Below are 24,852 nucleotides of genomic sequence, written 5' to 3'. Positions count from 1 at the left end.
TGCTGGAGCCCGCGCGACATCGCGCGGGCCGAGCCACGGGGGTTGGGGAGCCTTAGTCGTCCGACTTCTTGGTCTCGGGCGCCTCGTCGTTGGGGGTGTCGTCGACGCGCTCGCCGAACTCGGGCTCGCCGTTTGCCGGGCCGACCTCGGTCACGGCCTCGACCTCGGCCGGCTCCACGACCCGGGCGATGGTCTGCCGGTGCACCGTGAGCACCGTGCCGGGCGAGGTCTCGAGGAGGACCTGGTTCTCCTCCTCGTCCATGGAGAGGATGGTGCCGAAGACGCCGAAGTTGGTCATCACCTTCGCGCCCGGCTGGACCTTCGACTGCAGCTCACGCGCGTCGGCCTGACGCTTGCGCGAGTTGCGGAACATGAAGAAGATCAGCACCGCCAGGACGGCGAGCATGATGATAGTGAACGGATCGAACGTCATGAGGGGGAGGTACCTTCCGGTGTGCGGCGTGCCGCACGAAGTCGACGGCGTTGAGGACGAAGCCTCAATGGATTATAGGTCATCGATGGGAAGGGTCGCTGCGCCCTCGGGGGCCCGCTCCGCGAGCCCGAAGTGGCGCCACGCCGCAGGGGTCGCGACCCTGCCGCGAGGCGTGCGCGTGATGAGCCCGATGCGCACCAGGAAGGGCTCCACGACGGCCTCGATGGTCTCCGACTCCTCGCCCACGGAGACGGCGAGGGTGTTGAGTCCGACCGGCCCTCCACCGAACCTCGTGAGGATCGTCTGCATCACGGCCCGGTCGAGTCGGTCGAGGCCGAGCGCATCGACGTCGTAGAGGTCGAGAGCCGCTCGCACGGCCTCCACGTCGGCGTCGCGTCCGTGCACGAGCGCGTAGTCGCGCACGCGGCGCAGCAGCCGGTTGGCGATGCGGGGCGTTCCACGGCAGCGCCCGGCGATCTCGGCGAGCGCCTCCCCGTCGACGGCGAGCCCGAGCATCCTGGCCGCCCTCGACAGCACCTGCTCGAGCTCGGCCTCGTCGTAGAACTCGAGGTGCGCGGTGAACCCGAAGCGGTCGCGCAGTGGGTTCGGCAGCAGGCCCGAACGAGTCGTGGCGCCGACGAGGGTGAACGGCGCGAGGTCGAGCGGAACCGACGTGGCCCCCGCGCCCTTGCCCACCATGATGTCGATGCGGAAGTCCTCCATCGCGAGGTAGAGCATCTCCTCGGCCGACCTCGCCATGCGGTGGATCTCGTCGATGAACAGGACCTCGCCGGGCACGAGCGAGCTGAGGATGGCGGCCAGGTCGCCCGCGTGCTGGATGGCGGGGCCACTCGACATGCGCAGCGGCCGGCCTCCTTCGTGGGCCACGATCATGGCCAGCGTCGTCTTGCCGAGCCCGGGCGGGCCGGCGAGCAGGATGTGGTCGGGCGTGCGCTGCTGCAGTGTGGCGGCCGTGAGCAGCAGCTGCAGCTGCCCGCGCACGCGGGTCTGCCCGACGAACTCCGCGAGGCTGCGCGGCCGCAGGGCGCCCTCGAACGCGAGCTCGGCCTCGGAGGCGAGCACCGGATCGGTGAGATCGACGTCGAGGTCGTCGTCGTCGAGGCCGCGGCTCATCTCGCCCTCCCGGTCTGCTGGGCGGGACCCAGGCGCGAAAGGGTCAGGCGGAGCACCGCGGGAACGGATGCCGCCTCGACCTCGGATGCCGCGGCCATCGTCTCGTCGACCGCGTCGGCGGCGACGCGCTCCGACCAGCCGAGCCCGGTGAGCGCGGCGAGGACGCTCTCGGCGACGCCGCCCGTGACGACGGCGGCGGGAGCCGGCCTCGTCGTGGTCGCGACGAGCTTGCCCGCCAGCGACACCGTGATCAGCTTGGCGGTCTTCGGCCCGATGCCGCTCACCTTGCGGAACACGGCGTCGTCGTCGCCCTGCACGGCCGCGGCCACCTGCTCGGGCGAGAGCGCGGAGAGCACGCCGAGCGCCGACTTCGGGCCGACGCCGGTGACGCCGATGAGCAGTTCGAAGACGTCGAGCTCGTCGCGCGAGGCGAACCCGAACAGGGTCAGCGCGTCCTCGCGCACGATGAGGCTCGTGTGCACCGTGATCTCTTCACCCGGGCGGCTGGCGAGGGCGAGCGCGGGTGTGGCGTTCACATGGAACCCCACGCCGCCGACCTCGATCACGACCGAGTTGCCGGCCGCCGTGAGCACGCGGCCGCGGAGAGAGGAGATCACTCCTTCACCCTACGGGCCGCCCCCGACACGGCCGCGGAACGCTCCGCGGCGATCCATGCGCGCTGGGCCGGCGTGAGCGCCGCGCCCTCGACGGGCGGCGCGGCCGCGTCGAGCACCGCCGCGCCGGCGACTCCCCCGGTGCGCCAGGCGTGGCAGATCGCCAGCGCGAGCGCGTCCGCGGCATCCGCCGGCTTCGGCACGGCCTCGAGTCCCAGGATGCGCGCGACCATCGCACCAACCTGGGCCTTGTCGGCACGGCCGTAGCCGGTGATCGCGGCCTTGACCTCGCTCGGCGTGTGCAGCGCGACCGGCAGCTCCCGGCGGGCGGCGATGAGCATGGCGACGCCCGAGATCTGGGCGGTGCCCATGATGGTCGACACGTCGCTCCTGGCGAAGACGCGCTCGAGCGCGACGGCCTGCGGCCGGTGCTCCTCGATGATCGCCTCGATCCCGTCGGCGATCCTCGCGAGCCGGCGCGGGGTGTCGAGGTCCGCCGGCGATCGCAGCACGACCACGTCGACGAGCCGGGCGGTGCGGTTCGGATCGACGTCGACGACGCCCACGCCGCAGCGCGTGAGCCCCGGGTCGATGCCGAGCACGCGCACGGCGATCGGCCTACTCCGCCTCGAGCTCGGCCTGCACCTCTGCCGAGAGGTCGAAGTTGCTGTAGATGTTCTGCACGTCGTCGCTGTCCTCCAGTGCGTCGATGAGGCGGAACACCTTGCGCGCGGTCTCTGCGTCGATCTCGACCTTGAGATTCGGCACGAACGCGGCGTCGGCGGAGTCGTAGTCGATGCCGGCCTCCTGCAGCGCGGTGCGTGCGGCGACCATGTCGGATGCCTCGGTGATCACCTCGAACGTTTCGCCCTCGTCGGTGACCTCCTCGGCGCCGGCGTCGAGCACGGCGGCGAGCACGTCGTCCTCCGTCGTGCCCTCGGCGGGGACCACGATGACGCCCTTGCGTGCGAAGTTGTACGCCACGCTGCCGGGGTCGGCCATGGTGCCGCCGTTGCGGCTCATGAGCGTGCGCACCTCCGCGGCCGCGCGGTTCTTGTTGTCGGTGAGGCACTCGATGAGGAGGGCCACGCCGTTCGGGCCATAGCCCTCGTACATGATGGTCGTGTACTCGATCGACTCGCCGGTGAGACCGGCGCCGCGCTTGATGGCGCGGTCGATGTTGTCGTTCGGGACCGAGGTCTTCTTCGCCTTCTGCACGGCGTCGACCAGTGTGGGGTTGCCCGAGAGGTCGGCTCCGCCCATCTTGGCGGCGACCTCGATGTTCTTGATGAGCTTGGCGAACGACTTCGCACGGCGCGCGTCGATGACGGCCTTCTTGTGCTTGGTCGTCGCCCACTTGGAATGCCCGGACATGATGCTCCTGAATCGCTCCTCGGCGGGTGCATCCGCCGACAGACCATTGTATGGCAGCGTGCGCACCGCGCCCGGCCGCCGTGCTGGCGCGATCGCAGCCGGAGCGAGCGCCCGGATGCCGCGGCGCCCCCGCACCCGGCTCCGTGCACAGCCGGCCCGGGGCCGCAGCCGGCCTCAGCCGAGGATCTTCCGGAGGGTCCTGAGGTTGCGGTTCGTCGTGAGCGGCTTGTACTTGGGCTTCGCGAGCAGCTTGGCGAACGGGGTGCCGACCGTGGTGCCCTTCACCGGGTTCCAGTACACGACGCCCTCGCCGGCGGCGAGGGGGTCGACGTCGGCATCCGCCTCGTCTGCGAAGCGCATGAGCTCGTCGACGACCCCGGCCTCCGAGGTGAAGATCACCCAGGGTTGCCGCTTCGCGTCGTCGGCCTCGAAGGGGAACGCGTCGACGGCGCGCTCGAGCTCCGCGCGCGTGACGAGCACGATCCACGCGTCGTAGCCGAACCGATCGCGGAGCGCCCGCTCGATGCGGCCCTTCAGCGCCGCGTGCGATTCCCGCTTCGCCGACGCGAACGTGACATTGCCGCTGGCGAGCACCGTGCGAACGTCGGTGAATCCGAGCTCGTCGAACAGGGTGCGGAGGTCGGCCGACGTGACGGTGATCCCGCCGACGTTCACGCCGCGGAGCAGGGCGACGAACTGGGTCATGACGCGACCCTACCGAGGGCGACCGACACGGCGCACCGCCGCGCGCGACCGCCGGGCACCACCCTCACGGAATCGCGGGGACGACGCCGTCGGGGTACAGCTCGCGCATGGCGCGCTCGTACCTCCGCTTCAGCAGCAGTGCGTAGAGGACCCGGATCGGCGCCGGGAGGTTCTCCTTGATCCACTCCGGGCGCTCGTCCGGTGGCACGGTCGCGACCATCAGGCCGAGCTGGATCGCCATGACGTCCCGCGGCATGTTCCGCTTCGACTGCTGGATGCCCGTGCGGGCGTGCTCGCCCATCTCGTCCCACTCCGATTGGGTCAGGACCGCGCCGGCGACCGGCACGATCTCCTCCTCCTCGCGCCCGAGGTGCACGATCAGCGTGTCCCGGATGCGTTCGACGCCCGTGGCCAGCCGGTCGCGGCTCGCGGCATCCGCGTTGGCACGCCACGGATCGACGAGGGGCTCGACCTCCGCGAGCTCCGCGGCCACCTCGGCGTGCTGGGCCTTCATCAACTCGACGTGCGGAGCGCATCCCGGCGATCGATCGACGAGTCGGTCCCACAGCACCAGGTCCTCGGTCTCGTGGTGCAGGTGGAGGGCGGAGAAGTCCATCGACGCGTAGTCGGCGATGATCGCGGCCCGGCCGACGTCGCCGTCGTCGACGCTCCGGATGCGACCCGGGAGCTCACGGTACAGCCAGCGGAATATCCGGTGGACCTGGATGAGGTCGGTGGTGTCGCACCCGACGGCCTCTCCGTCCGGTCGGGGTTCCGACGAACTCGGCAGCCTCGTGACCACGTTGCACCTCGCTCCCGCGCCGCCCAGGACACCCTGCTGCGGCCGGTGCGGCGCGCGCCGGGGCAGCCGTTGAGCGGAAGCCTAGACCTCGGGGACACCTTCCGCACCGGTGTCGGCACCCCGTGAACGGGAGGCATTCGGTTGCGGAGCACCACGCCGACGCGGGACGCCCGGTGCTATTCGACGGCGCTGGCGGTCCGCGCGCGGACCTTGCCGAGGAAGTACTCGTGGAAGCGGTACTCCCCCGTGATCTCGGGGTGGAAGCTCGTGCCGAGCAGGTTGCCCTGCTCCACCGCGACGACGCGTCCATCGGCCAGCGCCGCGAGCGGCGTCGCCGCCGCTCCGACCGATTCGACCACCGGGCCGCGGATGAACACCGCGTGCATCGGCTCCTCGCCGAGCGCGGGGATGTCGAGGTCGGTCTCGAACGACTGGTTCTGCGACCCGAAGGCGTTGCGGCGAACGACCACGTCGAGTCCGCCGAGGCTCTGCTGGCCGGCGATCGCGTCGAGCACGGTGTCGGCGAGCATGATGAGCCCGGCGCACGTGCCGTACACCGGCAGCCCGTCGGCGATCGCGGCCTGCAGCGGCTCGGCGAGGCCGAACGTGCGCGACAGCTTGTCCATGACGCTCGACTCGCCGCCGGGGATGACCAGGCCGTCGACCGCGTCGAGCTCCTCGGGCCGGCGGACGAGGGACACGTGCGCGCCGAGGCGCGTCAGCACGTGCGCGTGCTCCCGGAAGTCGCCCTGCAGGGCCAGGACGCCGACGTGTGGTCCGGCCGCGGCCGAGTCCCCCACGCCGAGCGATTCGCTGCGGAGGTTCGCGGTCACCAGCCGCGCTCGGCGAGGCGGTGCGGCGCGGCCAGGTCGCCGACGTTGATGCCGACCATCGCCTCGCCGAGGCCACGGGAGACATCCGCGATGACGGAGGGGTCGTCGTAGAACGTGGTCGCCTTCACGACCGCGGCCGCCCGGGCCTCGGGGTTGCCGGACTTGAAGATGCCGGAGCCCACGAACACGCCGTCGGCGCCGAGCTGCATCATCATCGCGGCATCCGCCGGGGTGGCGACGCCGCCGGCCGTGAAGAGCACCACCGGCAGCTTGCCGGTCTCCGCGATCTCGAGCACCAGGTCGTACGGCGCCTGCAGGTCCTTCGCGGCGACGTAGAGCTCGTCGCGCGTCATGGACTTCAGCTGGTTGATCTCGGACGTGATCTTGCGGATGTGCTTCGTCGCCTCCGACACGTCGCCGGTGCCGGCCTCGCCCTTCGAGCGGATCATCGCCGCGCCCTCGTTGATGCGGCGGAGCGCCTCGCCGAGGTTCGTCGCACCGCAGACGAACGGCGTGTTGAACGCCCACTTGTCGATGTGGTTCACGTAGTCGGCCGGGGAGAGCACCTCGGACTCGTCGATGTAGTCGACGTCGAGCGCCTGCAGCACCTGCGCCTCGACGAAGTGGCCGATGCGGGCCTTCGCCATGACCGGAATCGACACCTCGGCGATGATGGCCTCGATGAGGTCGGGGTCGCTCATGCGGGCCACGCCGCCCTGCGCACGGATGTCGGCGGGCACGCGCTCGAGCGCCATGACCGCCACGGCGCCGGCGTCCTCGGCGATGCGCGCCTGCTCGGGCGTCACGACGTCCATGATGACGCCGCCCTTCAGCATCTCGGCGAGGCCGCGCTTGACGCGGCTCGAACCGGTCAGCGAGGTCGCGGCGGGCGCGGGCATGGAGCTCTCGGTCATGGGTCAATCCTAGTCGTCGGAACGGATGCGGCTTGCGCCACGATGGAGGTCGCGCACGCGTTCAGTGGACGCCATGTCCAGCCCGCGCCGTGCGCTCGGGTCTACGCCGGCCAGGCGTCGGCGATCTCCTGCCGCACCTCGCCGAGCAGGCGTGGGAGCGCCTTCGTGCCCGCGATGATCGGGAAGAAGTTGGCGTCGAGCGCCCACCTCGGCACGATGTGCTGGTGGAGGTGCTCGGCGATCCCGGCACCGGCGATGCGGCCCTGGTTCATGCCGATGTTGAATCCGTCGCACCGCGAGACCTGCTTCACCACCCGCATCGCCACCTGCGTGAGCTCGCCGATCTCGGCGACCTCCTCTGGGCTCGCCTCGTCGTACGTGGCGATGTGGCGGTACGGGCACACGAGGAGGTGACCGCTGTTGTAGGGGTACAGGTTGAGCAGGGCGTAGGCGTGGGTGCCGCGGGCGACGATGAGCGACTGCTCGTCGCTCATCTCGGGCGCGCGGCAGAACGGGCAGGTGTGCTCGTCGGGCTGCTGGCCGTGCTGGATGTAGACGAGGCGGTGCGGCGTCCACAGCCGCTGGAAGGCGTCGGGCACTCCGGCGAGGTCGGCCGCGGCATCCGTCGGCACGCCATCGAACTCGTCGGTCTCGTAGGCGCCCACGTCAGAGGTCGTCCTTCGTCATCACCTGGCGGCGGTCGTCGATGGCCGCACGGATGCGCGCCACGGCGTCGGCGATGGGCACGCTGTTCTCCTGGCTGCCGTCGCGGAACCGGAAGCTGACCGTCTCGCCTGCGCGGTCGTTCTCGCCCGCGATGAGCTGGAAGGGCACCTTCTGGGTGGTGTGCGTGCGGATCTTCTTCTGCATGCGGTCGTCGCTCGTGTCGAGCTCGGCGCGCACGCCGGCCCGTCGGAGCTGGTCGATCACGCCGCCGAGGTACTCGGAGTACTCGTCGGCGACCGGGATGCCCACGACCTGCACGGGCGAGAGCCACACGGGGAAGGCGCCCGCGTAATGCTCGATGAGCACCCCGAAGAACCGCTCGATCGAGCCGAACTTCGCCGAGTGGATCATCACGGGCTGCTGGTGGGAGCCGTCGGCCGCCGTGTACTCGAGCCCGAAGCCGGCCGGCTGGTTGAAGTCGTACTGGATGGTCGACATCTGCCACGTGCGGCCGATCGCGTCGCGCGCCTGCACCGAGATCTTGGGCCCGTAGAAGGCGGCGCCGCCCGGGTCGGGAACGAGCTCCAGGCCGGAGCCCTCGGCCACTTCGCGCAGCACGTCGGTCGCGACCGCCCACTGCTCGTCGGTGCCCTTGAACTTGTCGGATGCCGCGTCGCGGGTGGACAGCTCGAGGTAGAAGTCGTCCAGCCCGAAGTCGCGCAGCAGGCCGAGGATGAAGTCGAGCAGGTGCTTGATCTCGCCCGGCGCCTGCTCGGGGGTGACGTAGCTGTGCGAGTCGTCCTGGGTGAGACCGCGCACGCGCGTGAGCCCCTGCACGACGCCCGACTTCTCGTAGCGGTACACCGTGCCGAACTCGAAGAACCGCAGCGGCAGCTCGCGGTACGACCGGCCCCGCGACCGGAAGATCAGGTTCTGCATGGGGCAGTTCATGGCCTTCAGGTAGTACTCGCTGTTCTCGAGCTCCATCGGCGGGAACATGGTGTCGGCGTAGTACGGGAGGTGGCCCGACAGCTCGAAGACGTGCGACTTCGTGATGTGCGGGGTCGAGACGTACTGGAAGCCCTCCTCGATGTGGCGGCGGCGGACGTAGTCCTCCATCTCGCGCTTGATGATGCCGCCCTTGGGGTGGAACACGGGCAGGCCGCTGCCGATCTCCTCGGGGAACGAGAAGAGGTCGAGCTCGGCGCCCAGCTTGCGGTGGTCGCGCCGGGCGGCCTCCTCGAGGCGATGCTGGTAGGCGCGCAACTCGTCCTTGCTCGGCCATGCGGTGCCGTACACGCGCTGCAGCTGCGGGTTCTTCTCCGAACCACGCCAGTACGCGGCCGCGACCCGGGAGAGCGCCCAGCCGTTGCCGATCAGGCGGGTGCTGGGCAGGTGCGGCCCGCGGCAGAGGTCCTTCCAGACCGTCTCTCCTGTCTTCGGGTCGACGTTGTCGTAGATCGTCAGCTCGGCGCCGCCGACCTCGACGCTCTCGTTCTCGTCGCCTTGGCCCGCGCCGCCCTTGAGCCCGATGAGCTCGAGCTTGTAGGGCTCGTCGGCGAGCTCGATGCGGGCCTCGTCGTCGGTCACGACGCGCCGCACGAAACGCTGCCCCTGGCGGACGATGCGGGCCATCTCCTTGTCGAGCGCCTTGAGGTCGTCGGGGGTGAACGGCTCGGCCACGTCGAAGTCGTAGTAGAAGCCGTCGGTCACGGGCGGCCCGATGCCGAGCTTCGCCTCGGGGTTCACGGCCTGCACGGCCTGTGCGAGCACGTGCGCGGTCGAGTGCCGGAGGATGTCGAGGCCGTCGGGCGAATCGATGGTGACCGGTTGGACGTCGTCGGACTCGGTGACCGTCGTGGCGAGGTCCTTGAGCTCGCCGTTGACGCGCATCGCGACGACGGACCGATCGGTGAAGAGCTCGAAGCCGTCGGCCACTGTGTACCACTCCCTCTGAGTCGAAACGAACCCTTCAACTGTAGTGCGACGGGGCGGCGGGCCCGCCCGGGGCGGTCGGTGCGCACACTGATGACGGCGCCGCATCCGAGTTCTAGAGTTCTGCTCATGTTCAGTTCAGACCAGGACGACGAGGACCGCGGCACCGCGGTCGAGACGACCGAGGCCGCCGAGTTCGAGAGCGACCTCACCGCGGAGGACTGGGTCGCGAAGCGCCGAGCCGGCGAGCTCGGGTCCGGCCCGATCTTCTGGGCACCGATCCAGGTGCTCTCCCCCACGACCACGGTCGGACGCGGCCGCACGAACCTCACGCTCATCCGGCCGACCATCGTGCAGACCGACACTCCCGAGCCGTTCGCGGGCTTCGACCTCCGGACCACGCCGAACCGGAATCCGGCCGTCTCGGTGCACTTCAACCCCGGTGCGTACGGCGCCACCGGCCTCGGCACGTACGTGTTCACGTTCGCGGTGGATGCGCCGACCCGCGCGGCGTTCACGCCCAGCGGGTTCGCCGGCAGCGGCACGGTCGACGCGCCGGGCTCCATCCGCTTCAGCGGACGCCGCGTGATCACGGTCGTCCTCCGCGACGTGCCGCCGGCCCAGGACACCTTCGCGGCGATCGAGCAGACGTCGGGTGAGACCTGGTCGTGGTTCACCACCCGGATCAGCCACCCGCCGCTCGTCTTCGACCCGCTGCCGATCGGCTGAACCGGCGACCCTTGCACCCGGCGCGCGCAAGCAGCGCGCCCGGGCCGTCACGACTTGCGCCCGTTTGCGCTCGTTCTCGCAAGATCTCGACTTTACGTCGACATTCCCTCGCATCCCCTTGTGATGCCGCGCACCCGGGGCATACAGTCGCCTCACTCGCGGGCGTCGACGTGCCCGCCGTGTCCGATGGCGTACACCGAGAGGAAACGAGTCGACGATGACGCGTCCCACCAGCCCCTTCCCGCCGCCCTCTCGCCGCGCACGGGCGCGAGCGGCGCATCCCGCGCTCGTCGCGGCCGCCGCCGTCGCGATCCTCGCCGGCGGCGCCCTCGCCGGCCCCGCCGCAGCGTCCGCGGCTCCCGCGGCACCGGCTCCGGTCGTCACCCGCGCGGCACTCGACCCCGCCCTCGTCGCCGGCCGCGGCGCGGACGTCGGGTTCCTCGAGCAGGAGGCCGAGAACGCCGCGACGAACGGGGAGGTGATCGGGCCCGACCGCACGGCGTACACGCTGCCCGCCGAGGCATCCGGTCGCACCGCCGTGCGACTCGACCCGGGCGAGCACGTCGAGTTCACGCTGCCCGCGACCGCCAACGCGATCACCGTGCGGTACAGCATCCCCGACTCCCCGGGGGGCGGCGGCATCACCGCGCCGCTCGAGGTGAGCGTCGACGGCGGTCCCGCCGCCACGATGACCCTCACGTCGGAGTACGCGTGGCTGTACAACCAGTACCCGTTCACGAACGACCCGAACGCCGGACTCCTGCACCCCGACTGGTGGATCACCGAGTGCGGATGCGTGCCCGGCGCGGGGTTCGAGGTGCAGAAGCCGTTCCGCCCGATGCACTTCTACGACGAGCAGCGGATGCTCCTGGGCTCGACGTACGCGGCCGGATCCGTCGTCCGCCTCACCGCCCCGCAGGGCACGGATGCCGCGTGGACGGTGATCGACCTGCTCGACTCCGAGCTCGTGGCACCGCCGACGGCGCAGCCCGACGGCTCCGTGAGCGTGACGACGTTCGGAGCCGATCCGACGGGCGGACGAGACGCCGCCCCGGCGTTCCGCACGGCGATCCGGTACGCCCAGCGCCACGACCTCACGGTGTTCATCCCCGCGGGCACCTTCCAGGTGAACGAGCATCTCATCGTCGACGACATCACGATCCGGGGTGCGGGCAACTGGCACTCGATCGTGCGCGGCGAGGAGGTCGCACTGAAGAAGCCGACGGCCGACGGCTCGGTGCACACGGGCGTCGGCTTCTACGGCAAGGACGCCACGGCCGGTGGCAGCTCGAACGTGCACCTGTCGGACTTCGCGATCGAGGGCGACGTGCGCGAGCGCATCGACACCGACCAGGTCAACGGCGTCGGCGGAGCGATGAGCGATTCCACCATCGACGGACTGCACATCCGCCACACGAAGGTCGGGCTCTGGTTCGACGGCCCGATGCACGACCTGACGGTGACGGACACCATCATCGTCGACCAGGTCGCCGACGCCGTGAACTTCCACACCGGCGTGACGGCGTCGTCCGTGTCGAACACGTTCGTCCGCAACACCGGGGACGACGGGCTGGCGATGTGGTCCGAGCGGCTCGCGAACGCCGGCAACACGTTCGATCGCAACACCGTGCAGACGCCCACGCTGGCCAACGGCATCGCGATCTACGGGGGCACCGACACGACCGTGTCCGGCAACCTCGTCGCCGACCCGATCCGCGAGGGCAGCGGCATCCACGTGGGGTCGCGCTTCGGCGCCGAGCCCTTCACGGGCACGCTCTCGATCGCCGACAACACCACCGTGCGCGCGGGCACGTACGAGCTCAACTGGAACATCGGGCTCGGCGCGATCTGGTTCTACGCGCTCGACCGATCGATCGACCAGGCCGACATCCGGGTGACCGGCGACCACCTCCTCGACAACACCTACAACGCGATCATGCTGGTGTCGGACTGGCCCGTGAAGGACCTGTACTCGATCTCGGGCGTGCACTTCGAGGACCTGCGGATCGACGGCACGGGGACCTCGGTGGTCAGCGCCCGCGTCGCGGGCTCGGCCTCGTTCGAGAACGTCGACGCGCGCAACGTCGGCGCCGTGGGCGTCAACAACTGCGGCACCTTCCACTTCACGCCGGCGGGCTCGGAGTTCTCGCTCGTCGACCTCGGCGGCAACGACTCGAGCGGCGTGAACACGACCGGCCCGTGGCTCGCACCGTGGGAGCTGCCGAACACGATCACGTGCGACGACCGCCCGCCGGTCGTGGCGCCCCCGGCGCCGTCTCCATGGTGATGCGGCCGTGAACGCGAAAGGCCCCGGCGGATGCCGGGGCCTTCGTGGTGGGCGATACTGGGATCGAACCAGTGACCTCTTCCGTGTCAGGGAAGCGCGCTACCGCTGCGCCAATCGCCCAAGTCGAGAAGCAGCTTCTCAGGCTTGGAGGTGGATACGGGATTCGAACCCGTGTATACGGCTTTGCAGGCCGCTGCCTCGCCTCTCGGCCAATCCACCGTGTATGGGTTCACCACCAAAAGAACAGGAACGAACGTATGCTCATTCCTGATCAGAGCGGATGACGAGATTCGAACTCGCGACCCTCACCTTGGCAAGGTGATGCGCTACCACTGCGCCACATCCGCGTTGCCCGCATTTCTGCGTGCAGAGAGACTCTAACGGATTCCCCGATCGATTCACAAACCGAGCGGACCGCGTGGCACGTTCCTCCCGGTCATTCCCGGAATCCGCGACGGGATCCCGGGCGTGTCAGCCCCGAGAGTCGCCATCCTCCTCTCCCGCCGGGCGGCTCGATGTGCATTCGCCAGCCTCCGTCGGCTAGTATCGAGTCCGCGGTCACCACGGTGCACCGCGATCGAAGATGGGCGATTGGCGCAGCTGGTAGCGCGCTTCCTTCACACGGAAGAGGTCGTCGGTTCGAGCCCGGCATCGCCCACGAACGCCCCCACTCCACTGGGGGCGTTCTTCGTTGCTCGGCAACCCGTTGCGGCATCCGTTCCCCGCGCCTACCGTGGCGCGCACACGCACCGACGCGAGGGGGAACCATGACCGGACAGGTGTCGTTCATCGAGTTCGGCGGCCGTGACGCCATGACCGCACGCAGCTTCTACGGGAAGCTGTTCGGGTGGTCGTTCGAATCCGGTCCGGGCGGCGACGGCTACGCGATCGAGGGGGTCGGCGTGCCGGCCGGGGTCCACGGCGGCGACGAGGGAGCCTCGCCGTACGTGTTCTTCCAGGTCGACGACCTCGAGGCCGCGGCCGCGGACGTCGAGCGCCTCGGCGGCACCGTGGAGGTCATGCCGGGTGGCGACGACGAGGAGTCCGTCGCCCGCTTCGGCGAGTTCCGCCTGTGCCGCGACGACCAGGGGTCGCCGTTCGGCCTGCACCGCCCACCGCAGCACTGAGCACGGCGGACGAGCGCAGCCTCAGCGCCAGCCGTACCGCTCGCCGAGCGCCGCCGTGATGCGCGCGTACCGCCGCGCGTCGAGGGACGCCGCCTCGCGGCGCATGCCGTCGGCGCGCACCCGGAAGACCCGGTCGATCCGCGCCCAGCTGGGGCGCCCGGACGCATCCCATGCGCCGTCGCCGAGGGCGACGAAGTCGTGGTCGCCGTCGTGGGCCCTGCTCGTGAGCTGCACCGCCAGGTAGTCCCCGGATCCGGACGCGGCGACGATGGCCACCGGGCGGTCCTTGCCCCGCCCGTCGCGCTCCTCGTAGGGCACCCAGGTCCACACGATCTCGCCGGGGTCGGGTTCCCCGTCGCGAGACGGCGTATAGGCGAGGCGCACGTCGCGGAGCCGCCGCGGGTCGATCTCGACCGTGGCCGAGGGGCCCGCCCGGCCGGGTGACACCGGGCCCGCGTTCGCCGAGGCGCGTGCCGCCGCGGCATCTGCTTCACCGGTCGTCGCGCCGGTCGAGCGGCCCCCGGCGAGCGACCGGATGACACGCCCGAGGGCGGTGAGGAAGCGGCTGGTGTCTGGCACACCCGCACACTACCCCACCGCCCTCGCGGTGGATCGGTCGTCAGACGGTCTCGAGCTTGTACGCGTCCTCGCCGTGCACGACGGTGTCGATTCCGGCGATCTCGTCCTCGTTCTTCACCCGGAAGCCCATGGTCTTCTGGATGATGAAGCCGATGACGTAGGCGAGCACGAAGGAGTAGACCAGGACCGAGAAGGCCGCGATCGCCTGCACCAGCAGCTGCGTGAGGTTGCCGCTGTAGATGAGGCCGGTGCCGTTGGCGAAGAAGCCGAGGTACAGCGTGCCGATGAGGCCGCCGACGAGGTGGATGCCCACCACGTCGAGCGAGTCGTCGAAGCCCCAGCGGAACTTCAGGTCGACCGCGAGCGCGCAGATGGCGCCAGCGAGCAGGCCGAGGACGATCGCCCAGCCGGGCGTGAGGAACGCACACGCCGGGGTGATCGCGACGAGGCCGGCGACGGCGCCCGACGCGGCTCCGACCGAGGTCGGCTTGCCGTCCTTGATCTTCTCGACGACGAGCCAGGCGAGCAGCGCCGCGGCCGGAGCGGCCAGCGTGTTGATCCAGGCCAGCGCCGCGGTGCCGTCGGCGGCGAGCTCGGAACCGGCGTTGAAGCCGAACCATCCGAACCACAGGAGGCCGGCGCCGAGGAGCACGAACGGCGGGTTGTGGGGCACGTGCGCGCCCTTCGAGAAGCCGACGCGCTTGCCGAGCACGAGCGCCAGGGCGAGCGCCGCCGCACCGGCGTTGATGTGCACCGCCGTGCCGCCGGCGAAGTCGAGCGCGCCGACGCCGAAGAACTCCTGCATGCCGTAGGTGATCCAGCCGCCGTACGCGAAGCTGCCGTCGTCGGCGAGGCCGAAGTTGAACACCCAGCTGGCGACGGGGAAGTAGACGACCGTCGCCCACACCGCCGCGAAGACCATCCAGGCGCCGAACTTCGCGCGGTCCGCGATGGCGCCCGAGACGAGCGCGACCGTGATGATCGCGAAGGTCGCCTGGAAGCCCACGAACGCGAGCGGCGGGTAGGCCGCGCCCTCGGGCGTCTCGAGGAGGCTGGTCAGGCCGATCGCCGACCAGTCGATGGACCACGGTGCGGCAAGGCCGTCGGCGGAGGGGAACGCGATGGCGTAGCCGTACACGACCCAGAGCACGCCGATGAGGCCCATCGCGCCGAAGCTCAGCATCATCATGCTGATGACGCTCTTCGCCTTCACGAGACCGCCGTAGAAGAATGCGAGTCCAGGCGTCATCAGCAGCACGAGTGCCGCCGATATCAGTAGGAACGCGGTATTGCCTTGATCCATCTCGAACCTCTCTCAGTGCAGGGGTGGGGAACCTGGTGCGGTCCAGTCTCATGACGGGACGTTTCGAGAGGGATCGTGTTGTGTTTCGCGTTGGTTACGGGATCACCCTTCCACGTAAACAGCAGGTTTCGCGGCCCCGGGCGGTCGATGTGAATCCGGGCGGTCGCGGAATGCGGGCGGCATCCGGCCACCCGAGCGGATGCGGCATCCGGCCACCCGAGCGGATGCCGCCGATGCGGCCTACTCGTGCGGGGGCAGTTCGCCCGTGGTGAGCGCGATCATGCGGCTCATCGCTCGCAGGTACTTCTTGCGGTAGCCGCCCGCCATCATCTCGTCGTCGAACACCCGGTCGAGCGGGAGCCCGCTCGCGATGATCGGCACCTCGGCGTCGTAGACGCGGTCGATGAAGGCGACCAGGCGGAGGGCGGCGTTCTGGTTGGAGAGCTCGTGCACGCCCTCCAGGGCGATGAACTCCACGCTCTGGATCAGCTTGATGTACTTCGAGGGGTGCACCGTGGCGAGGTGGGCGATGAGCTCGTCGAAGCCGTCGAGCGAGACCTGGTGGCCGCGGGCGGCGAGCGCCTCCGCGGTGTGCGCCGCCGCGGCAGCGTCGCCGACCGACTCGGCGTGGCCCTCCGTATCGCGACGGCGGTAGTCGAGCCCGTCGATCCGCAGTGTCTCGAAGTTCGCGGAGAGGGCGTGGATCTCGCGCAGGAAGTCGGACGCGGCGAACCGGCCCTCGCCGAGCGCGTTCGGCGGCGTGTTCGACGTGGCCGCGACGCGCGTGCCGCCCCCCATGAGCTCGCCGAGGAAGCGGGTCATGAGCATGGTGTCGCCCGGGTCATCGAGCTCGAACTCGTCGATGCAGACGAGGCGGGCCCCCCGGAGGAGCTCCACCGCCTGCGCATAACCGAGTGCACCGACGAGCGCCGTGTACTCGATGAACGTGCCGAAGTACTTCGGGCCGTGCGCGACGTGCCAGAGGGCGGCGAGGAGGTGGGTCTTGCCGACGCCGAACCCGCCGTCGAGGTAGACGCCCGGCAGCTCGATGCGTGCGGGCCGCTTCCGGGAGAAGAACCCGCCCGGGCGCTGGGCCGCCCGCCAGGCGCCGGCGAACTCGTTGAGGCGGTCGAGCGCCGCCTGCTGCGACGGGAAGTCGGGGTCGGGCCGATACGATTCGAAGGAGGCGTGCTCGAACTGCGGCGGCGGAACGAGCTCCGACGCGATCTCGGCGGCGGAGATCGACGGGTTCCGCTCGACGAGTCGGATGAGGGCATGGCTCGCGGCCGTGGTCATGCTGGAGGGTCTCCCGTATTGCACCGGATGACGGGCATGCTGACTTCCACCCGCACGCCGCGTAGATTCGAGGTGGACAGGTCAACAGCCTAGTCCGCTCCCCTGCACACCCCGTCCGACCGGACGATCCCTGGAGGTTCCGCATGTCCGCCGAGTTCGACTCCGCCGCCAAGTTCGCCGAGTACGCGCATCCCGAGCGTCTCGTCACCACCGACTGGCTTGCCGAGCACCTCGGTCAACCGGGCCTGGTCGTCGTCGAGTCCGACGAGGACGTGCTGCTGTACGAGACGGGACACATCCCCGGGGCCGTCAAGATCGACTGGCACACCGACCTCAACGACCCCGTCGTGCGCGACTACCTCGACGGCGAGCAGTTCGCCGCTCTCCTCGGTTCGAAGGGCATCGCCCGCGACACGACCGTCGTGATCTACGGCGACAAGAACAACTGGTGGGCCGCCTACGCCCTGTGGGTGTTCACGCTCTTCGGCCACGAGGACGTGCGCCTGCTCGACGGCGGCCGCGACCTGTGGATCGCCGAGGGCCGCCCGCTCACCACCGACGCGCCCGAGGTGACGCTCGTCGAGTACCCCGTGGTGGAGCGCGACGACTCCGTGGTCCGCGCCTTCAAGGAGGACGTGCTCGCCCACTTCGGCAACCCGCTCATCGACGTCCGCTCCCCCGAGGAGTACAACGGCGAGCGCACCAGCGCCCCCGCCTATCCCGAGGAGGGCGCGCTGCGCGCCGGCCACATCCCGACCGCGGCATCCGTGCCCTGGGCGCGTGCCGCCGCCGGCGACGGCACCTTCAAGTCGCGCGCCGAGCTCGACGCGATCTACCGCGACGAGGCCGGCCTGCAGGACGGCGACGACGTGATCGCGTACTGCCGCATCGGCGAGCGCTCGAGCCACACGTGGTTCGTGCTCACCCACCTGCTCGGATTCGAGCAGGTGCGCAACTACGACGGCTCGTGGACCGAGTGGGGCTCCGCCGTGCGCGTGCCGATCACCACCGGCACCGAGCGCGGCGAGGCGCCCACCCGCTAGACGCGCCGGGCGGGCCGAGTCGATCGCCCGTGGTGGGAGAATGGAACCGATGGACGCCACGACCCTGCCCGCCCGACTCGCCGAGACCCGCGAGGACTTCCTCGCGCTCGGCGTTCGCGACCGACTTCAGCTCCTGCTCGAGTTCTCCAACGAGCTGCCCGAGCTGCCCGAGCGCTACGCCGACCACCCCGACCTCTTCGAGAAGGTCGAGGAGTGCCAGTCGCCGGTCTTCATCTTCGTGGAGGTCGAGCACGGCCGGGTCCACCTGCATGCGACCGCACCGGCCGAGTCGCCGACGACGCGAGGGTTCGCGTCCATCCTCGTCCAGGGCCTCGACGGACTGTCGATCGACGAGGTGCTCGACGTGCCCGCCGACTACCCGCAGTCGCTCGGCCTCTCCGAGGCGGTGTCGCCCCTGCGGGTGCGCGGCATGACCGGCATGCTCGGCCGGGTCAAGCGCCAGGTGCGGGAGCGCGTCGCCGCCTGACCGGCGGCACGGCATCGCCGGCGACGTTCGCGGCGTCGCGCAGGGCGGACGCGGTCGACGCTCAGCCCGCGATCTCGGCTTCGTCGCCCAGCCGGTCCACGTCGACTGCGCTGCGCTCGAGCCAGCCGCCGACGAGGGCGGTCCAGCGCTCGGGGTCGTGGTTCCAGAGCTTGGTGTGGCGCGCGCCCTCGAACACCTCGAACTCGATGAGGTCGGGGCGGGCCGCGGCGAGCCGGCGGGAGCCGTCGATGGGCACGAACCCGTCGTCGACGCTGTGCATGAGGAGGATCGGCGCGTCGAGCTCGTCGGCACGGGCGACCGGGTCGAGGTCCTCCACGTCGATCGGGGCGGCGACACCCGTCAGGCCGCCGCTGAACGGACCGCCGAGGAGGCGGACCACCACGTCGCCGAGCTCCTTGGGCATCCCGAGCGCCTGGCCCTGGAAGCGGAGGATGTCCACCCAGTCGATGGCGGGCGAGTCGAGGATCACGCCCACGAGGCGCTCGCGCACCGCGGCCGAGCGCAGGATCGCCTGCAGCACGATGGCGCCGCCCATCGACCAGCCCATCAGCACGATGCGCTCCGCCCCGTGCTCCTCCGCGTAGCGCACGGCGGCCACGACGTCGGCCCATTCGGTTCCGCCGAGCCCGTAGCGGCGATCCTCGCTCTCGGGGGCCTCGCCGTCGTTGCGGTACGAGATGAGCAGCGTGTTCCAGCCGGCCGCGCGCGCCGGGTCCACGGCGCGCAGCCCCTCCTGGCGCTTCGCGCCCCGCCCGTGCACCTGGATGACCCAGCGGGTCGACGGTTCCGCCGTCGGGACCACCCACGCCGGTGCGGGGCCGAGCGGCGTCTCGACCACGACGTTGTCGTACTCGTGACCGAGCTCCCACGGGCCGAGGTGGTACCAGCCGTTGATCCGCCCGCGATCGGCGCGCTCGAGGCGACCGAAGTCGACCGCGTCGAGGTGCCGTCGCACGAACCGGTCGTCCTCGTCGATCACGTCGCCGAGCCGTGCGTGGCCCGACTCGTGGTCGAACCAGAGACCGTACCGGCCGCGCATCCGCGTCTCATCGGATGCCGCGAGCACGACCTCCCTGCTGGCGAGGTCGACCGCGACGATGCGCTCCTCCTCGGGCCTGGTCGCCTGCGGCGTGACGACCCGCCGCGCCATCGTGACGGTGATCACCGCCGCGACGGTTCCGGCGACCGCCGCGAGCAGCCCGATCGCCGTGGCGGCGATCCCGATCGTGCCTGCAGCGCCTGTCCGTCGGCCCATCCGTGCCCTCCCTCGCGAAGCCGTCGTCCGTGTGGGCGGCGGTGCGGCGTGCCGCCGACATCCGCTCCACCCGAGACTCTAGTCTGCACTCGTGCCCGACTCCGCGACGCATCAGCCACCAGAGTTCGAGGCCGCACTCGAAGCCCTGCGTGCGGCCTCGCCGCGTGCGGAACTGCGTATCTCGGAGATCCCCGCGCCCGGCTCGCTGGCCCCGTTCGCGGTCGCACTGTCGGCGGATGTCGCGCCCACGCGTCACGGCGACGACTCCGACCTGGGCACCGGTCGGTTCGTACTCCTCTACGACCCCGACGAGCCCGAGGCCTGGGGCGGCCGCTTCCGCGTGGTCTGCTTCGCCCAGGCACCCCTCGAGACGGACATCGGCCTCGACCCGTTCCTCGCGGATGTCGCGTGGTCCTGGCTCGTCGACGCGCTCGACGCCCGGGGTGCACGGTACATCGCGGCATCCGGCACCGCGACCAAGATCCTCTCGACGGGATTCGGCGAGCTGGCCCGGCAGGGCGACGGCGCGCAGATCGAGGTCCGGGCGTCGTGGACCCCCCTCGACGCAGCCGTCGGCCCGCATGTGGAAGGCTGGGGAGAGTTGTTGTGCATGCTCGCGGGGCTGCCGCCTCGTTCAGAGGGGGTGACCGCCCTGCCCCGACGGAGGACCGACCGTGGATGAATTCCGGGTGATCGAGTCGCCCGCCGACTTCGGCGACGCGGTTCGGAAGCTGGCAGACGGTGAGGGCCCGATCGCGGTGGACGCGGAGCGAGCGAGCGGATTCCGGTACTCGCAGCGCGCCTACCTCATCCAGATGTACCGGCGGGGCGCGGGCACGTTCCTCTTCGACCCGCCCGAGATCCCCGACTTCTCCCCGCTCGAGGAGGCGATCCACGCCGAGGAGTGGGTGCTCCACGCCGCGAGCCAGGACCTCGCCTGCCTCCGCGAGGTCGGACTCGACCCCGACCGGATCTTCGACACCGAGCTCGCCGCCCGGCTGCTCGGGATGCCCCGCGTCGGGCTCGCCTCGGTCGTGGAGGAGCTGCTCGACATCAAGCTCGCGAAGGAGCACTCGGCGGCCGACTGGTCGACCCGTCCGCTGCCTCAGGCCTGGTTGAAGTACGCCGCCCTCGACGTGGAACTCCTCGTCGACGTGCGCGACCGCCTCGCCGAGCGCCTCGCCGAGACGGGCAAGGCCGACCTCGCGGCCGAGGAGTTCGAGGCGGTGCTGCACAAGGAGGCGAAGCCGCCGGCCGCCGAGCCGTGGCGACGGCTCTCGGGCATCCACGCCGTGCGCAATCCCCGCAACCTCGCGGTCGCGCGCGAGCTGTGGCTCGCTCGAGACGCACGCGCCTCGGAACTCGACATCGCACCGGGGCGCATGGTGCCCGACTCGTCGATCCTCGCCGTCGCGAAGGCGCTCCCCCGGACCCGGCGGGCCCTCGCCGACCTGCGCGAGTTCACCGGTCGGGCGAGCCGATCCGAACTCGATCGATGGTGGTCGGCGATCGAGCGCGGACTCGCCACCGACGAGCTCCCGGCCGTGCGCGTGCCGAGCGACTCGCCGCCGCCGCCCCGCGCCTGGTCGATGCGCAATCCCGAGGCGGACGCCCGGCTGCGACTGGCGAGGGCGGGGATCGTCGAGGTCGCCGAGCAGGTCGACATGCCCGTCGAGAACCTGCTCACGCCCGACCACCTGCGTCGCGTGGCGTGGAACCCGCCGGCCGAGCCCACCGAGGAGTCCATCGCATCGGCGCTGGCGTCCCTCGGCGCTCGCCCGTGGCAGGTTGCGGCAACCGCACAGATAATCGCGGATGCCTTTGTCGAGGCAGCACAATCTGTTCAGGATGCCGCGACGGGCGGTTCGTAGGTTCCGTCAAGCGATTCAGCGCCCTCGGATCGCGTTCGTAGGATCGAAGCATCCTGATCGAAAGTGAGCTGCAGCGTGGCTGAACGAGCTGAAGTCGTGTTCGTCGACGGGGTCCGAACCCCGTTCGGGCGAGCCGGTGAAAAGGGCATGTACTGGAACACGAGAGCCGACGACCTCGTCGTCAAGGCGATCGTCGCACTGCTCGAACGCAATCCGAACGTGCCGAAGGACCGCATCGACGACGTGGCGATCGCGGCCACCACCCAGACCGGGGACCAGGGCCTCACGCTCGGGCGCACGGCCGCCATCCTGGCGGGGCTCCCGAAGACCGTGCCGGGGTTCTCGATCGACCGCATGTGCGCCGGCGCCATGACCGCCGCGGCGATGATGTCGGGCTCGATCGGATTCGGCATGTACGACGTGGCCATCGCCGGCGGCGTCGAGCACATGGGCCACCACCCGATGGGCTCCGGCGTCGACCCCAACCCCCGCTTCCTCAGCGAGCGCCTCGTCGGCGAGGACGCCCTCGTCATGGGCGCGACCGCCGAGCGCATCCACGACCGCTTCCCGCAGCTGACCAAGGAGCGCAGCGACCGCTTCGCCCTCGCCAGCCAGCAGAAGACCGCCGCGGCCTACGACGCCGGGAAGATCCAGCAGGACCTCGTGCCCGTCGCCGTTCGGACCGAGGAGGGATGGGGACTCGCCACGCGCGACGAGGTGATGCGTCCCGAGACCACGCTCGAGGGCCTCGCGACGCTGAAGACGCCGTTCCGCCCGCACGGCCGGATCACCGCGGGCAACGCGTCCGGCTTGAACGACGGCGCGACGGCGGCCATCCTGGCGTCGGGCGCCGCGGCCAAGGAGCTCGGCCTCACCCCGAAGATGAAGCTCGTCAGCTTCGCGTTCGCGGGCGTGGACCCCGAGATCATGGGGATCGGACCGATCCCGGCGACCGAGAAGGCCCTCCGCAAGGCCGGCCTCACGATCGACGACATCGACCTGTTCGAGATGAACGAGGCGTTCGCCGTGCAGGTGCTCTCGTTCATGGACCACTACGGCATCGCCGACGACGACCCGCGGATCAACCCGTGGGGCGGCGCGATCGCGGTCGGCCACCCGCTCGCGTCCTCGGGCGTGCGCCTCATGAACCAGCTCGCGAGCCAGTTCACCGAGCGCCCCGACGTGCGCTACGGCATCACCAGCATGTGCGTCGGCCTCGGACAGGGCGGCACGATGATCTGGGAGAACCCGAACTTCAACAAGAAGGCGAAGAAGGCCTGAGGATGACCGACTACTCGACCATCGACTTCGACTCCCTGGTGGCCCTCGCGGGCGACGACGAGGTCGTCACGCACTCCTACGTGCGCGACATCCCCCTGGCGTCGGGCAAGACGCTCGCGCTGATCACCCTCGACAACGGACGCGACCACACGCGCCCGAACACCCTCGGCGCCGCCACGCTGCTGGAGTACGCGAAGACGCTCGACGAGCTCACCGCGCGCGCCGCCGCGGGTGAGATCGACGCGGTCGCGGTGACGGGCAAGGCGTTCATCCTCGCCGCGGGCGCGGATCTCTCGAAGGTCGCCGAGATCCCCGACACGGAGACCGCGAAGAAGTTCGTGCAGCTCGGCCACTACGCGCTCGGCAAGCTCACCCATGTGGGCGTGCCCACGTTCGTGTTCTACAACGGCCTCGCGCTCGGCGGCGGCCTCGAGATCGGCCTGCACGCGGACTACCGCACGGTGGATGCCTCCGCCCCGGCGCTCGCTCTGCCCGAGGTGTTCCTCGGCCTGATCCCCGGTTGGGGCGGCGCGACGATCCTGCCCAACCTCATCGGAATCGAGAACGCCCTGAAGGTCGTCATCGAGAACCCGCTGAAGCAGAACCGCACGCTCACGGGCCAGGACGCGTTCGACCTCGGCATCGCCGACGCGATCTTCCCCTCGGTGAGTTATCTCGAGGACTCGCTCCGGTGGGCCGACGACGTGATCTCGGGTCGCGTCAAGGTCAAGCGCCCGAACGAGCCCGGCAAGGTGGAGCGCCTGGTCAAGTGGGACGCCGCGATCGGCATCGCGACGAAGATGCTGAAGAGCCGCATCGGCTCGATCCCGCAGTCCCCGTACGCGGCGCTCGACCTCATGAAGGCGGCCAGGAGCGGCACGCGTGCCGAGGGGTTCCAGCGTGAGGACGAGGTGCTCGCCGACCTCATCGCGGGCGATCAGCTCCAGGCATCCGTCTACGCGTTCAACCTGGTGCAGAAGCGCACCAAGCGCCCGGCCGGCGCACCCGACAAGGACCTCGCGAAGAAGGTCACGAAGGTGGGCGTGGTCGGTGCGGGCTACATGGCCGGCCAGCTCGCGCTGCTCTTCGTCCGCCGCCTTCGGGTGCCGGTGGTCATCACCGACATCGACCAGGAGCGCGTCGACAAGGGCGTGGCGTACATCACGGGTGAGATCGACGCACTGCTCGGCAAGGGCCGCATCTCCCCCGACGAGTCGAACCGGCTGAAGGCGCTCGTCACCGGCACCACCGACAAGGCGGACTTCGCCGACTGCGACTGGGTCATCGAAGCCGTCTTCGAGGAGCTCCAGATCAAGCAGGACGTCTTCGCCGAGATCGAGCAGTTCGTCTCCTCCGAGGCCGTGCTCGCCACGAACACCTCGTCGCTCTCGGTCGAGCAGATCGGATCGAAGCTGGCGCACCCCGAGCGCCTCGTCGGCTTCCACTTCTTCACCCCCGTCGCGGTGATGCCGCTCATCGAGGTCGTGAAGACGCCGCACACCGACGACGCCACGCTCTCGACCGCGATGGTCACCGCGAAGAACCTGAAGAAGAACGCGGTGATCACGGCCGACACCCCCGGTTTCGTGGTCAACCGCCTGCTCGCCGTGCTGCTCGGCGCGGCGATGCGCGCGGTCGACGAGGGCACCTCCTTCGAGACCGTCGACACGGCGATCGCGCCGCTCGGACTGCCGATGGCGCCCTCGACGCTGCTCGACCTGGTGGGCCTGAAGGTGGGCGCCCACGTGCTCGACACCCATCACGCCGCGTTCCCCGATCGGTTCTACCGCAGCGAGAACCTGCACCGCCTCGCCGAATACGGCAAGCTCCTCGACAAGGACGACAAGGGCAAGGTCAAGGGGTTCGACAAGGGCGCCATGAAGATCGTGTCGGGCGGGAAGCACCCGCGCAGCGCCGACGACATCCTCCTCGCGCTGCAGGACGGCCTCGCGCGTGAGGTCAGGCTCATGCTCGACGACCAGGTGGTCGCCGCGCCCGAGGACATCGACCTCTGCATGATCCTCGGCGCCGGCTTCCCGTTCCAGATGGGCGGAGTGACGCCGTACCTCGACCGGGTCGGAGCCTCGGAGCGCGTCTTCGGGGACACGTTCCACCACCCGCCGGTTCGCGGCACCGGCGCGTAGCCGCCGGAACGCGACGGCC

The 24,852-nt window shown here is 70.4% G+C and carries 24 protein-coding genes and 4 tRNA genes; 10 read left to right on the top strand and 18 right to left on the bottom strand.

What is annotated here, in order from left to right; all coding sequences use genetic code 11:
• Window positions 1-52 precede the first annotated feature (52 nt).
• The 11 genes from yajC to thrS form a co-directional block, all read right to left on the bottom strand.
• Complete coding sequence (gene yajC / locus EV187_RS09330) at window positions 53-406, bottom strand: preprotein translocase subunit YajC (protein WP_242609518.1); 354 nt, start codon at window positions 404-406, stop codon at window positions 53-55.
• A 99-nt stretch (window positions 407-505) separates the two neighbouring features.
• Window positions 506-1,567 carry a Holliday junction branch migration DNA helicase RuvB gene (ruvB, locus tag EV187_RS09325; RefSeq protein WP_130352769.1) on the bottom strand — a complete coding sequence of 354 codons (1,062 nt, stop codon included), beginning with the start codon at window positions 1,565-1,567 and terminating at the stop codon, window positions 506-508.
• On the bottom strand, window positions 1,564-2,184 hold the full coding sequence (gene ruvA / locus EV187_RS09320) for a Holliday junction branch migration protein RuvA (RefSeq protein WP_130352768.1): 621 nt from the start codon (window positions 2,182-2,184) through the stop codon (window positions 1,564-1,566). The genes ruvB and ruvA overlap by 4 nt, the downstream gene beginning before the upstream one ends.
• Window positions 2,181-2,789, bottom strand: coding sequence for a crossover junction endodeoxyribonuclease RuvC (ruvC, locus tag EV187_RS09315; protein ID WP_207221795.1), 609 nt, complete (start codon window positions 2,787-2,789; stop codon window positions 2,181-2,183). The genes ruvA and ruvC overlap by 4 nt, the downstream gene beginning before the upstream one ends.
• 10 nt (window positions 2,790-2,799) lie before the next feature.
• A complete protein-coding gene (locus EV187_RS09310; protein ID WP_130352766.1) occupies window positions 2,800-3,555 on the bottom strand; it encodes a YebC/PmpR family DNA-binding transcriptional regulator in 756 nt (251 codons plus the stop codon).
• A gap of 174 nt (window positions 3,556-3,729) precedes the next feature.
• A complete protein-coding gene (locus EV187_RS09305; RefSeq protein ID WP_130352765.1) occupies window positions 3,730-4,260 on the bottom strand; it encodes a DUF1697 domain-containing protein in 531 nt (176 codons plus the stop codon).
• Window positions 4,261-4,324: 64 nt separating this feature from the next.
• Window positions 4,325-5,062 carry a hemerythrin domain-containing protein gene (locus tag EV187_RS09300; RefSeq protein ID WP_165391151.1) on the bottom strand — a complete coding sequence of 246 codons (738 nt, stop codon included), beginning with the start codon at window positions 5,060-5,062 and terminating at the stop codon, window positions 4,325-4,327.
• A gap of 176 nt (window positions 5,063-5,238) precedes the next feature.
• On the bottom strand, window positions 5,239-5,895 hold the full coding sequence (pdxT, locus tag EV187_RS09295) for a pyridoxal 5'-phosphate synthase glutaminase subunit PdxT (protein WP_207221794.1): 657 nt from the start codon (window positions 5,893-5,895) through the stop codon (window positions 5,239-5,241).
• Entirely contained in the window at window positions 5,892-6,794 is a 903-nt protein-coding gene (gene pdxS, locus EV187_RS09290) for a pyridoxal 5'-phosphate synthase lyase subunit PdxS (RefSeq protein ID WP_130353265.1), read from the bottom strand. The genes pdxT and pdxS overlap by 4 nt, the downstream gene beginning before the upstream one ends.
• A 116-nt stretch (window positions 6,795-6,910) precedes the next feature.
• Window positions 6,911-7,474 carry an HIT family protein gene (locus EV187_RS09285; protein ID WP_130352763.1) on the bottom strand — a complete coding sequence of 188 codons (564 nt, stop codon included), beginning with the start codon at window positions 7,472-7,474 and terminating at the stop codon, window positions 6,911-6,913.
• 1 nt (window position 7,475) lies between these two features.
• Complete coding sequence (gene thrS / locus EV187_RS09280; RefSeq protein ID WP_242609571.1) at window positions 7,476-9,368, bottom strand: threonine--tRNA ligase; 1,893 nt, start codon at window positions 9,366-9,368, stop codon at window positions 7,476-7,478.
• Between the two features lie 171 nt (window positions 9,369-9,539).
• On the opposite strand from thrS, the gene EV187_RS09275 reads away from it, so the two are divergent.
• Both EV187_RS09275 and EV187_RS09270 read left to right on the top strand, forming a co-directional pair.
• Window positions 9,540-10,139 carry a hypothetical protein gene (locus tag EV187_RS09275; protein ID WP_130352761.1) on the top strand — a complete coding sequence of 200 codons (600 nt, stop codon included), beginning with the start codon at window positions 9,540-9,542 and terminating at the stop codon, window positions 10,137-10,139.
• Between the two features lie 217 nt (window positions 10,140-10,356).
• Window positions 10,357-12,426 (top strand): glycosyl hydrolase family 28-related protein, encoded by a 2,070-nt coding sequence (locus EV187_RS09270; RefSeq protein WP_130352760.1) that lies wholly within the window; start codon window positions 10,357-10,359, stop codon window positions 12,424-12,426.
• A gap of 45 nt (window positions 12,427-12,471) precedes the next feature.
• Here EV187_RS09270 and EV187_RS09265 read toward each other — a convergent pair.
• The 3 genes from EV187_RS09265 to EV187_RS09255 all read right to left on the bottom strand — a co-directional run bounded on the left by EV187_RS09265 (window position 12,472) and on the right by EV187_RS09255 (window position 12,773).
• Window positions 12,472-12,546, bottom strand: a tRNA-Val gene (locus EV187_RS09265).
• A 25-nt stretch (window positions 12,547-12,571) separates the two neighbouring features.
• Window positions 12,572-12,645: transfer RNA gene (locus EV187_RS09260), tRNA-Cys, on the bottom strand.
• A 56-nt stretch (window positions 12,646-12,701) separates the two neighbouring features.
• Window positions 12,702-12,773, bottom strand: a tRNA-Gly gene (locus EV187_RS09255).
• Between the two features lie 238 nt (window positions 12,774-13,011).
• Here EV187_RS09255 and EV187_RS09250 point away from each other — a divergent pair.
• Window positions 13,012-13,084: transfer RNA gene (locus EV187_RS09250), tRNA-Val, on the top strand.
• Window positions 13,085-13,193: 109 nt separating this feature from the next.
• Window positions 13,194-13,553: a VOC family protein gene (locus tag EV187_RS09245; RefSeq protein WP_130352759.1), complete on the top strand. Its 360-nt coding sequence runs from the start codon at window positions 13,194-13,196 to the stop codon at window positions 13,551-13,553.
• Between the two features lie 21 nt (window positions 13,554-13,574).
• Here EV187_RS09245 and EV187_RS09240 read toward each other — a convergent pair whose 3' ends face one another.
• The 3 genes from EV187_RS09240 to zapE form a co-directional block, all read right to left on the bottom strand.
• Complete coding sequence (locus EV187_RS09240) at window positions 13,575-14,132, bottom strand: type II toxin-antitoxin system PemK/MazF family toxin (RefSeq protein ID WP_242609517.1); 558 nt, start codon at window positions 14,130-14,132, stop codon at window positions 13,575-13,577.
• 40 nt (window positions 14,133-14,172) lie between these two features.
• Window positions 14,173-15,435 carry an ammonium transporter gene (locus EV187_RS09235; RefSeq protein WP_130352758.1) on the bottom strand — a complete coding sequence of 421 codons (1,263 nt, stop codon included), beginning with the start codon at window positions 15,433-15,435 and terminating at the stop codon, window positions 14,173-14,175.
• A 240-nt stretch (window positions 15,436-15,675) separates the two neighbouring features.
• The gene (gene zapE, locus EV187_RS09230; RefSeq protein WP_130352757.1) at window positions 15,676-16,731 is read right to left on the bottom strand and encodes a cell division protein ZapE; all 1,056 of its coding nucleotides are present in this window, start codon (window positions 16,729-16,731) and stop codon (window positions 15,676-15,678) included.
• Between the two features lie 143 nt (window positions 16,732-16,874).
• Here zapE and EV187_RS09225 point away from each other — a divergent pair, with 143 nt between their 5' ends.
• Window positions 16,875-17,774: a sulfurtransferase gene (locus EV187_RS09225; protein WP_130352756.1), complete on the top strand. Its 900-nt coding sequence runs from the start codon at window positions 16,875-16,877 to the stop codon at window positions 17,772-17,774.
• 49 nt (window positions 17,775-17,823) lie between these two features.
• Window positions 17,824-18,261, top strand: a complete 438-nt coding sequence (locus tag EV187_RS09220) for a SufE family protein (protein ID WP_130352755.1) — start codon at window positions 17,824-17,826, stop codon at window positions 18,259-18,261.
• A gap of 61 nt (window positions 18,262-18,322) precedes the next feature.
• Here the strand turns inward: EV187_RS09220 and EV187_RS09215 are convergent, their stop codons facing one another.
• On the bottom strand, window positions 18,323-19,537 hold the full coding sequence (locus tag EV187_RS09215; protein ID WP_130352754.1) for an alpha/beta hydrolase family protein: 1,215 nt from the start codon (window positions 19,535-19,537) through the stop codon (window positions 18,323-18,325).
• Between the two features lie 91 nt (window positions 19,538-19,628).
• Between EV187_RS09215 and EV187_RS09210 the strand changes: the two genes are divergently transcribed.
• The 4 genes from EV187_RS09210 to EV187_RS09195 all read left to right on the top strand — a co-directional run bounded on the left by EV187_RS09210 (window position 19,629) and on the right by EV187_RS09195 (window position 24,833).
• The gene (locus EV187_RS09210; RefSeq protein WP_130352753.1) at window positions 19,629-20,219 is read left to right on the top strand and encodes a DUF3000 domain-containing protein; all 591 of its coding nucleotides are present in this window, start codon (window positions 19,629-19,631) and stop codon (window positions 20,217-20,219) included.
• Window positions 20,212-21,408, top strand: coding sequence for a ribonuclease D (locus tag EV187_RS09205; RefSeq protein ID WP_130352752.1), 1,197 nt, complete (start codon window positions 20,212-20,214; stop codon window positions 21,406-21,408). Before EV187_RS09210 ends, EV187_RS09205 begins: the two co-directional genes overlap by 8 nt.
• A 75-nt stretch (window positions 21,409-21,483) precedes the next feature.
• On the top strand, window positions 21,484-22,689 hold the full coding sequence (locus tag EV187_RS09200; protein ID WP_130352751.1) for a thiolase family protein: 1,206 nt from the start codon (window positions 21,484-21,486) through the stop codon (window positions 22,687-22,689).
• Between the two features lie 2 nt (window positions 22,690-22,691).
• Window positions 22,692-24,833, top strand: a complete 2,142-nt coding sequence (locus EV187_RS09195) for a 3-hydroxyacyl-CoA dehydrogenase NAD-binding domain-containing protein (RefSeq protein WP_130352750.1) — start codon at window positions 22,692-22,694, stop codon at window positions 24,831-24,833.
• Window positions 24,834-24,852: the final 19 nt, after the last annotated feature.

This window comes from Agromyces ramosus (genome assembly GCF_004216665.1).
In the GTDB taxonomy this organism is placed as follows: domain Bacteria; phylum Actinomycetota; class Actinomycetes; order Actinomycetales; family Microbacteriaceae; genus Agromyces; species Agromyces ramosus.
Note: the sequence above shows the minus strand (reverse complement) of the source record. Positions and strands in the feature narration are given on the sequence as shown.

Excerpts from the sequence above, each read along its gene's own strand:
- ruvB (WP_130352769.1), bottom strand. The coding sequence starts at position 1,567 with ATGAGCCGCGGCCTCGACGACGACGACCTCGACGTCGATCTCACCGAT.
- zapE (WP_130352757.1), bottom strand. The coding sequence starts at position 16,731 with ATGACCACGGCCGCGAGCCATGCCCTCATCCGACTCGTCGAGCGGAAC.
- EV187_RS09225 (WP_130352756.1), top strand. The coding sequence starts at position 16,875 with ATGTCCGCCGAGTTCGACTCCGCCGCCAAGTTCGCCGAGTACGCGCAT.
- EV187_RS09195 (WP_130352750.1), top strand. The coding sequence starts at position 22,692 with ATGACCGACTACTCGACCATCGACTTCGACTCCCTGGTGGCCCTCGCG.
- EV187_RS09310 (WP_130352766.1), bottom strand. The coding sequence starts at position 3,555 with ATGTCCGGGCATTCCAAGTGGGCGACGACCAAGCACAAGAAGGCCGTC.
- thrS (WP_242609571.1), bottom strand. The coding sequence starts at position 9,368 with ATGCGCGTCAACGGCGAGCTCAAGGACCTCGCCACGACGGTCACCGAG.
- EV187_RS09235 (WP_130352758.1), bottom strand. The coding sequence starts at position 15,435 with ATGGATCAAGGCAATACCGCGTTCCTACTGATATCGGCGGCACTCGTG.
- EV187_RS09275 (WP_130352761.1), top strand. The coding sequence starts at position 9,540 with ATGTTCAGTTCAGACCAGGACGACGAGGACCGCGGCACCGCGGTCGAG.
- EV187_RS09215 (WP_130352754.1), bottom strand. The coding sequence starts at position 19,537 with ATGGGCCGACGGACAGGCGCTGCAGGCACGATCGGGATCGCCGCCACG.
- EV187_RS09270 (WP_130352760.1), top strand. The coding sequence starts at position 10,357 with ATGACGCGTCCCACCAGCCCCTTCCCGCCGCCCTCTCGCCGCGCACGG.
- EV187_RS09305 (WP_130352765.1), bottom strand. The coding sequence starts at position 4,260 with ATGACCCAGTTCGTCGCCCTGCTCCGCGGCGTGAACGTCGGCGGGATC.
- yajC (WP_242609518.1), bottom strand. The coding sequence starts at position 406 with ATGCTCGCCGTCCTGGCGGTGCTGATCTTCTTCATGTTCCGCAACTCG.
- EV187_RS09220 (WP_130352755.1), top strand. The coding sequence starts at position 17,824 with ATGGACGCCACGACCCTGCCCGCCCGACTCGCCGAGACCCGCGAGGAC.
- EV187_RS09245 (WP_130352759.1), top strand. The coding sequence starts at position 13,194 with ATGACCGGACAGGTGTCGTTCATCGAGTTCGGCGGCCGTGACGCCATG.
- pdxS (WP_130353265.1), bottom strand. The coding sequence starts at position 6,794 with ATGCCCGCGCCCGCCGCGACCTCGCTGACCGGTTCGAGCCGCGTCAAG.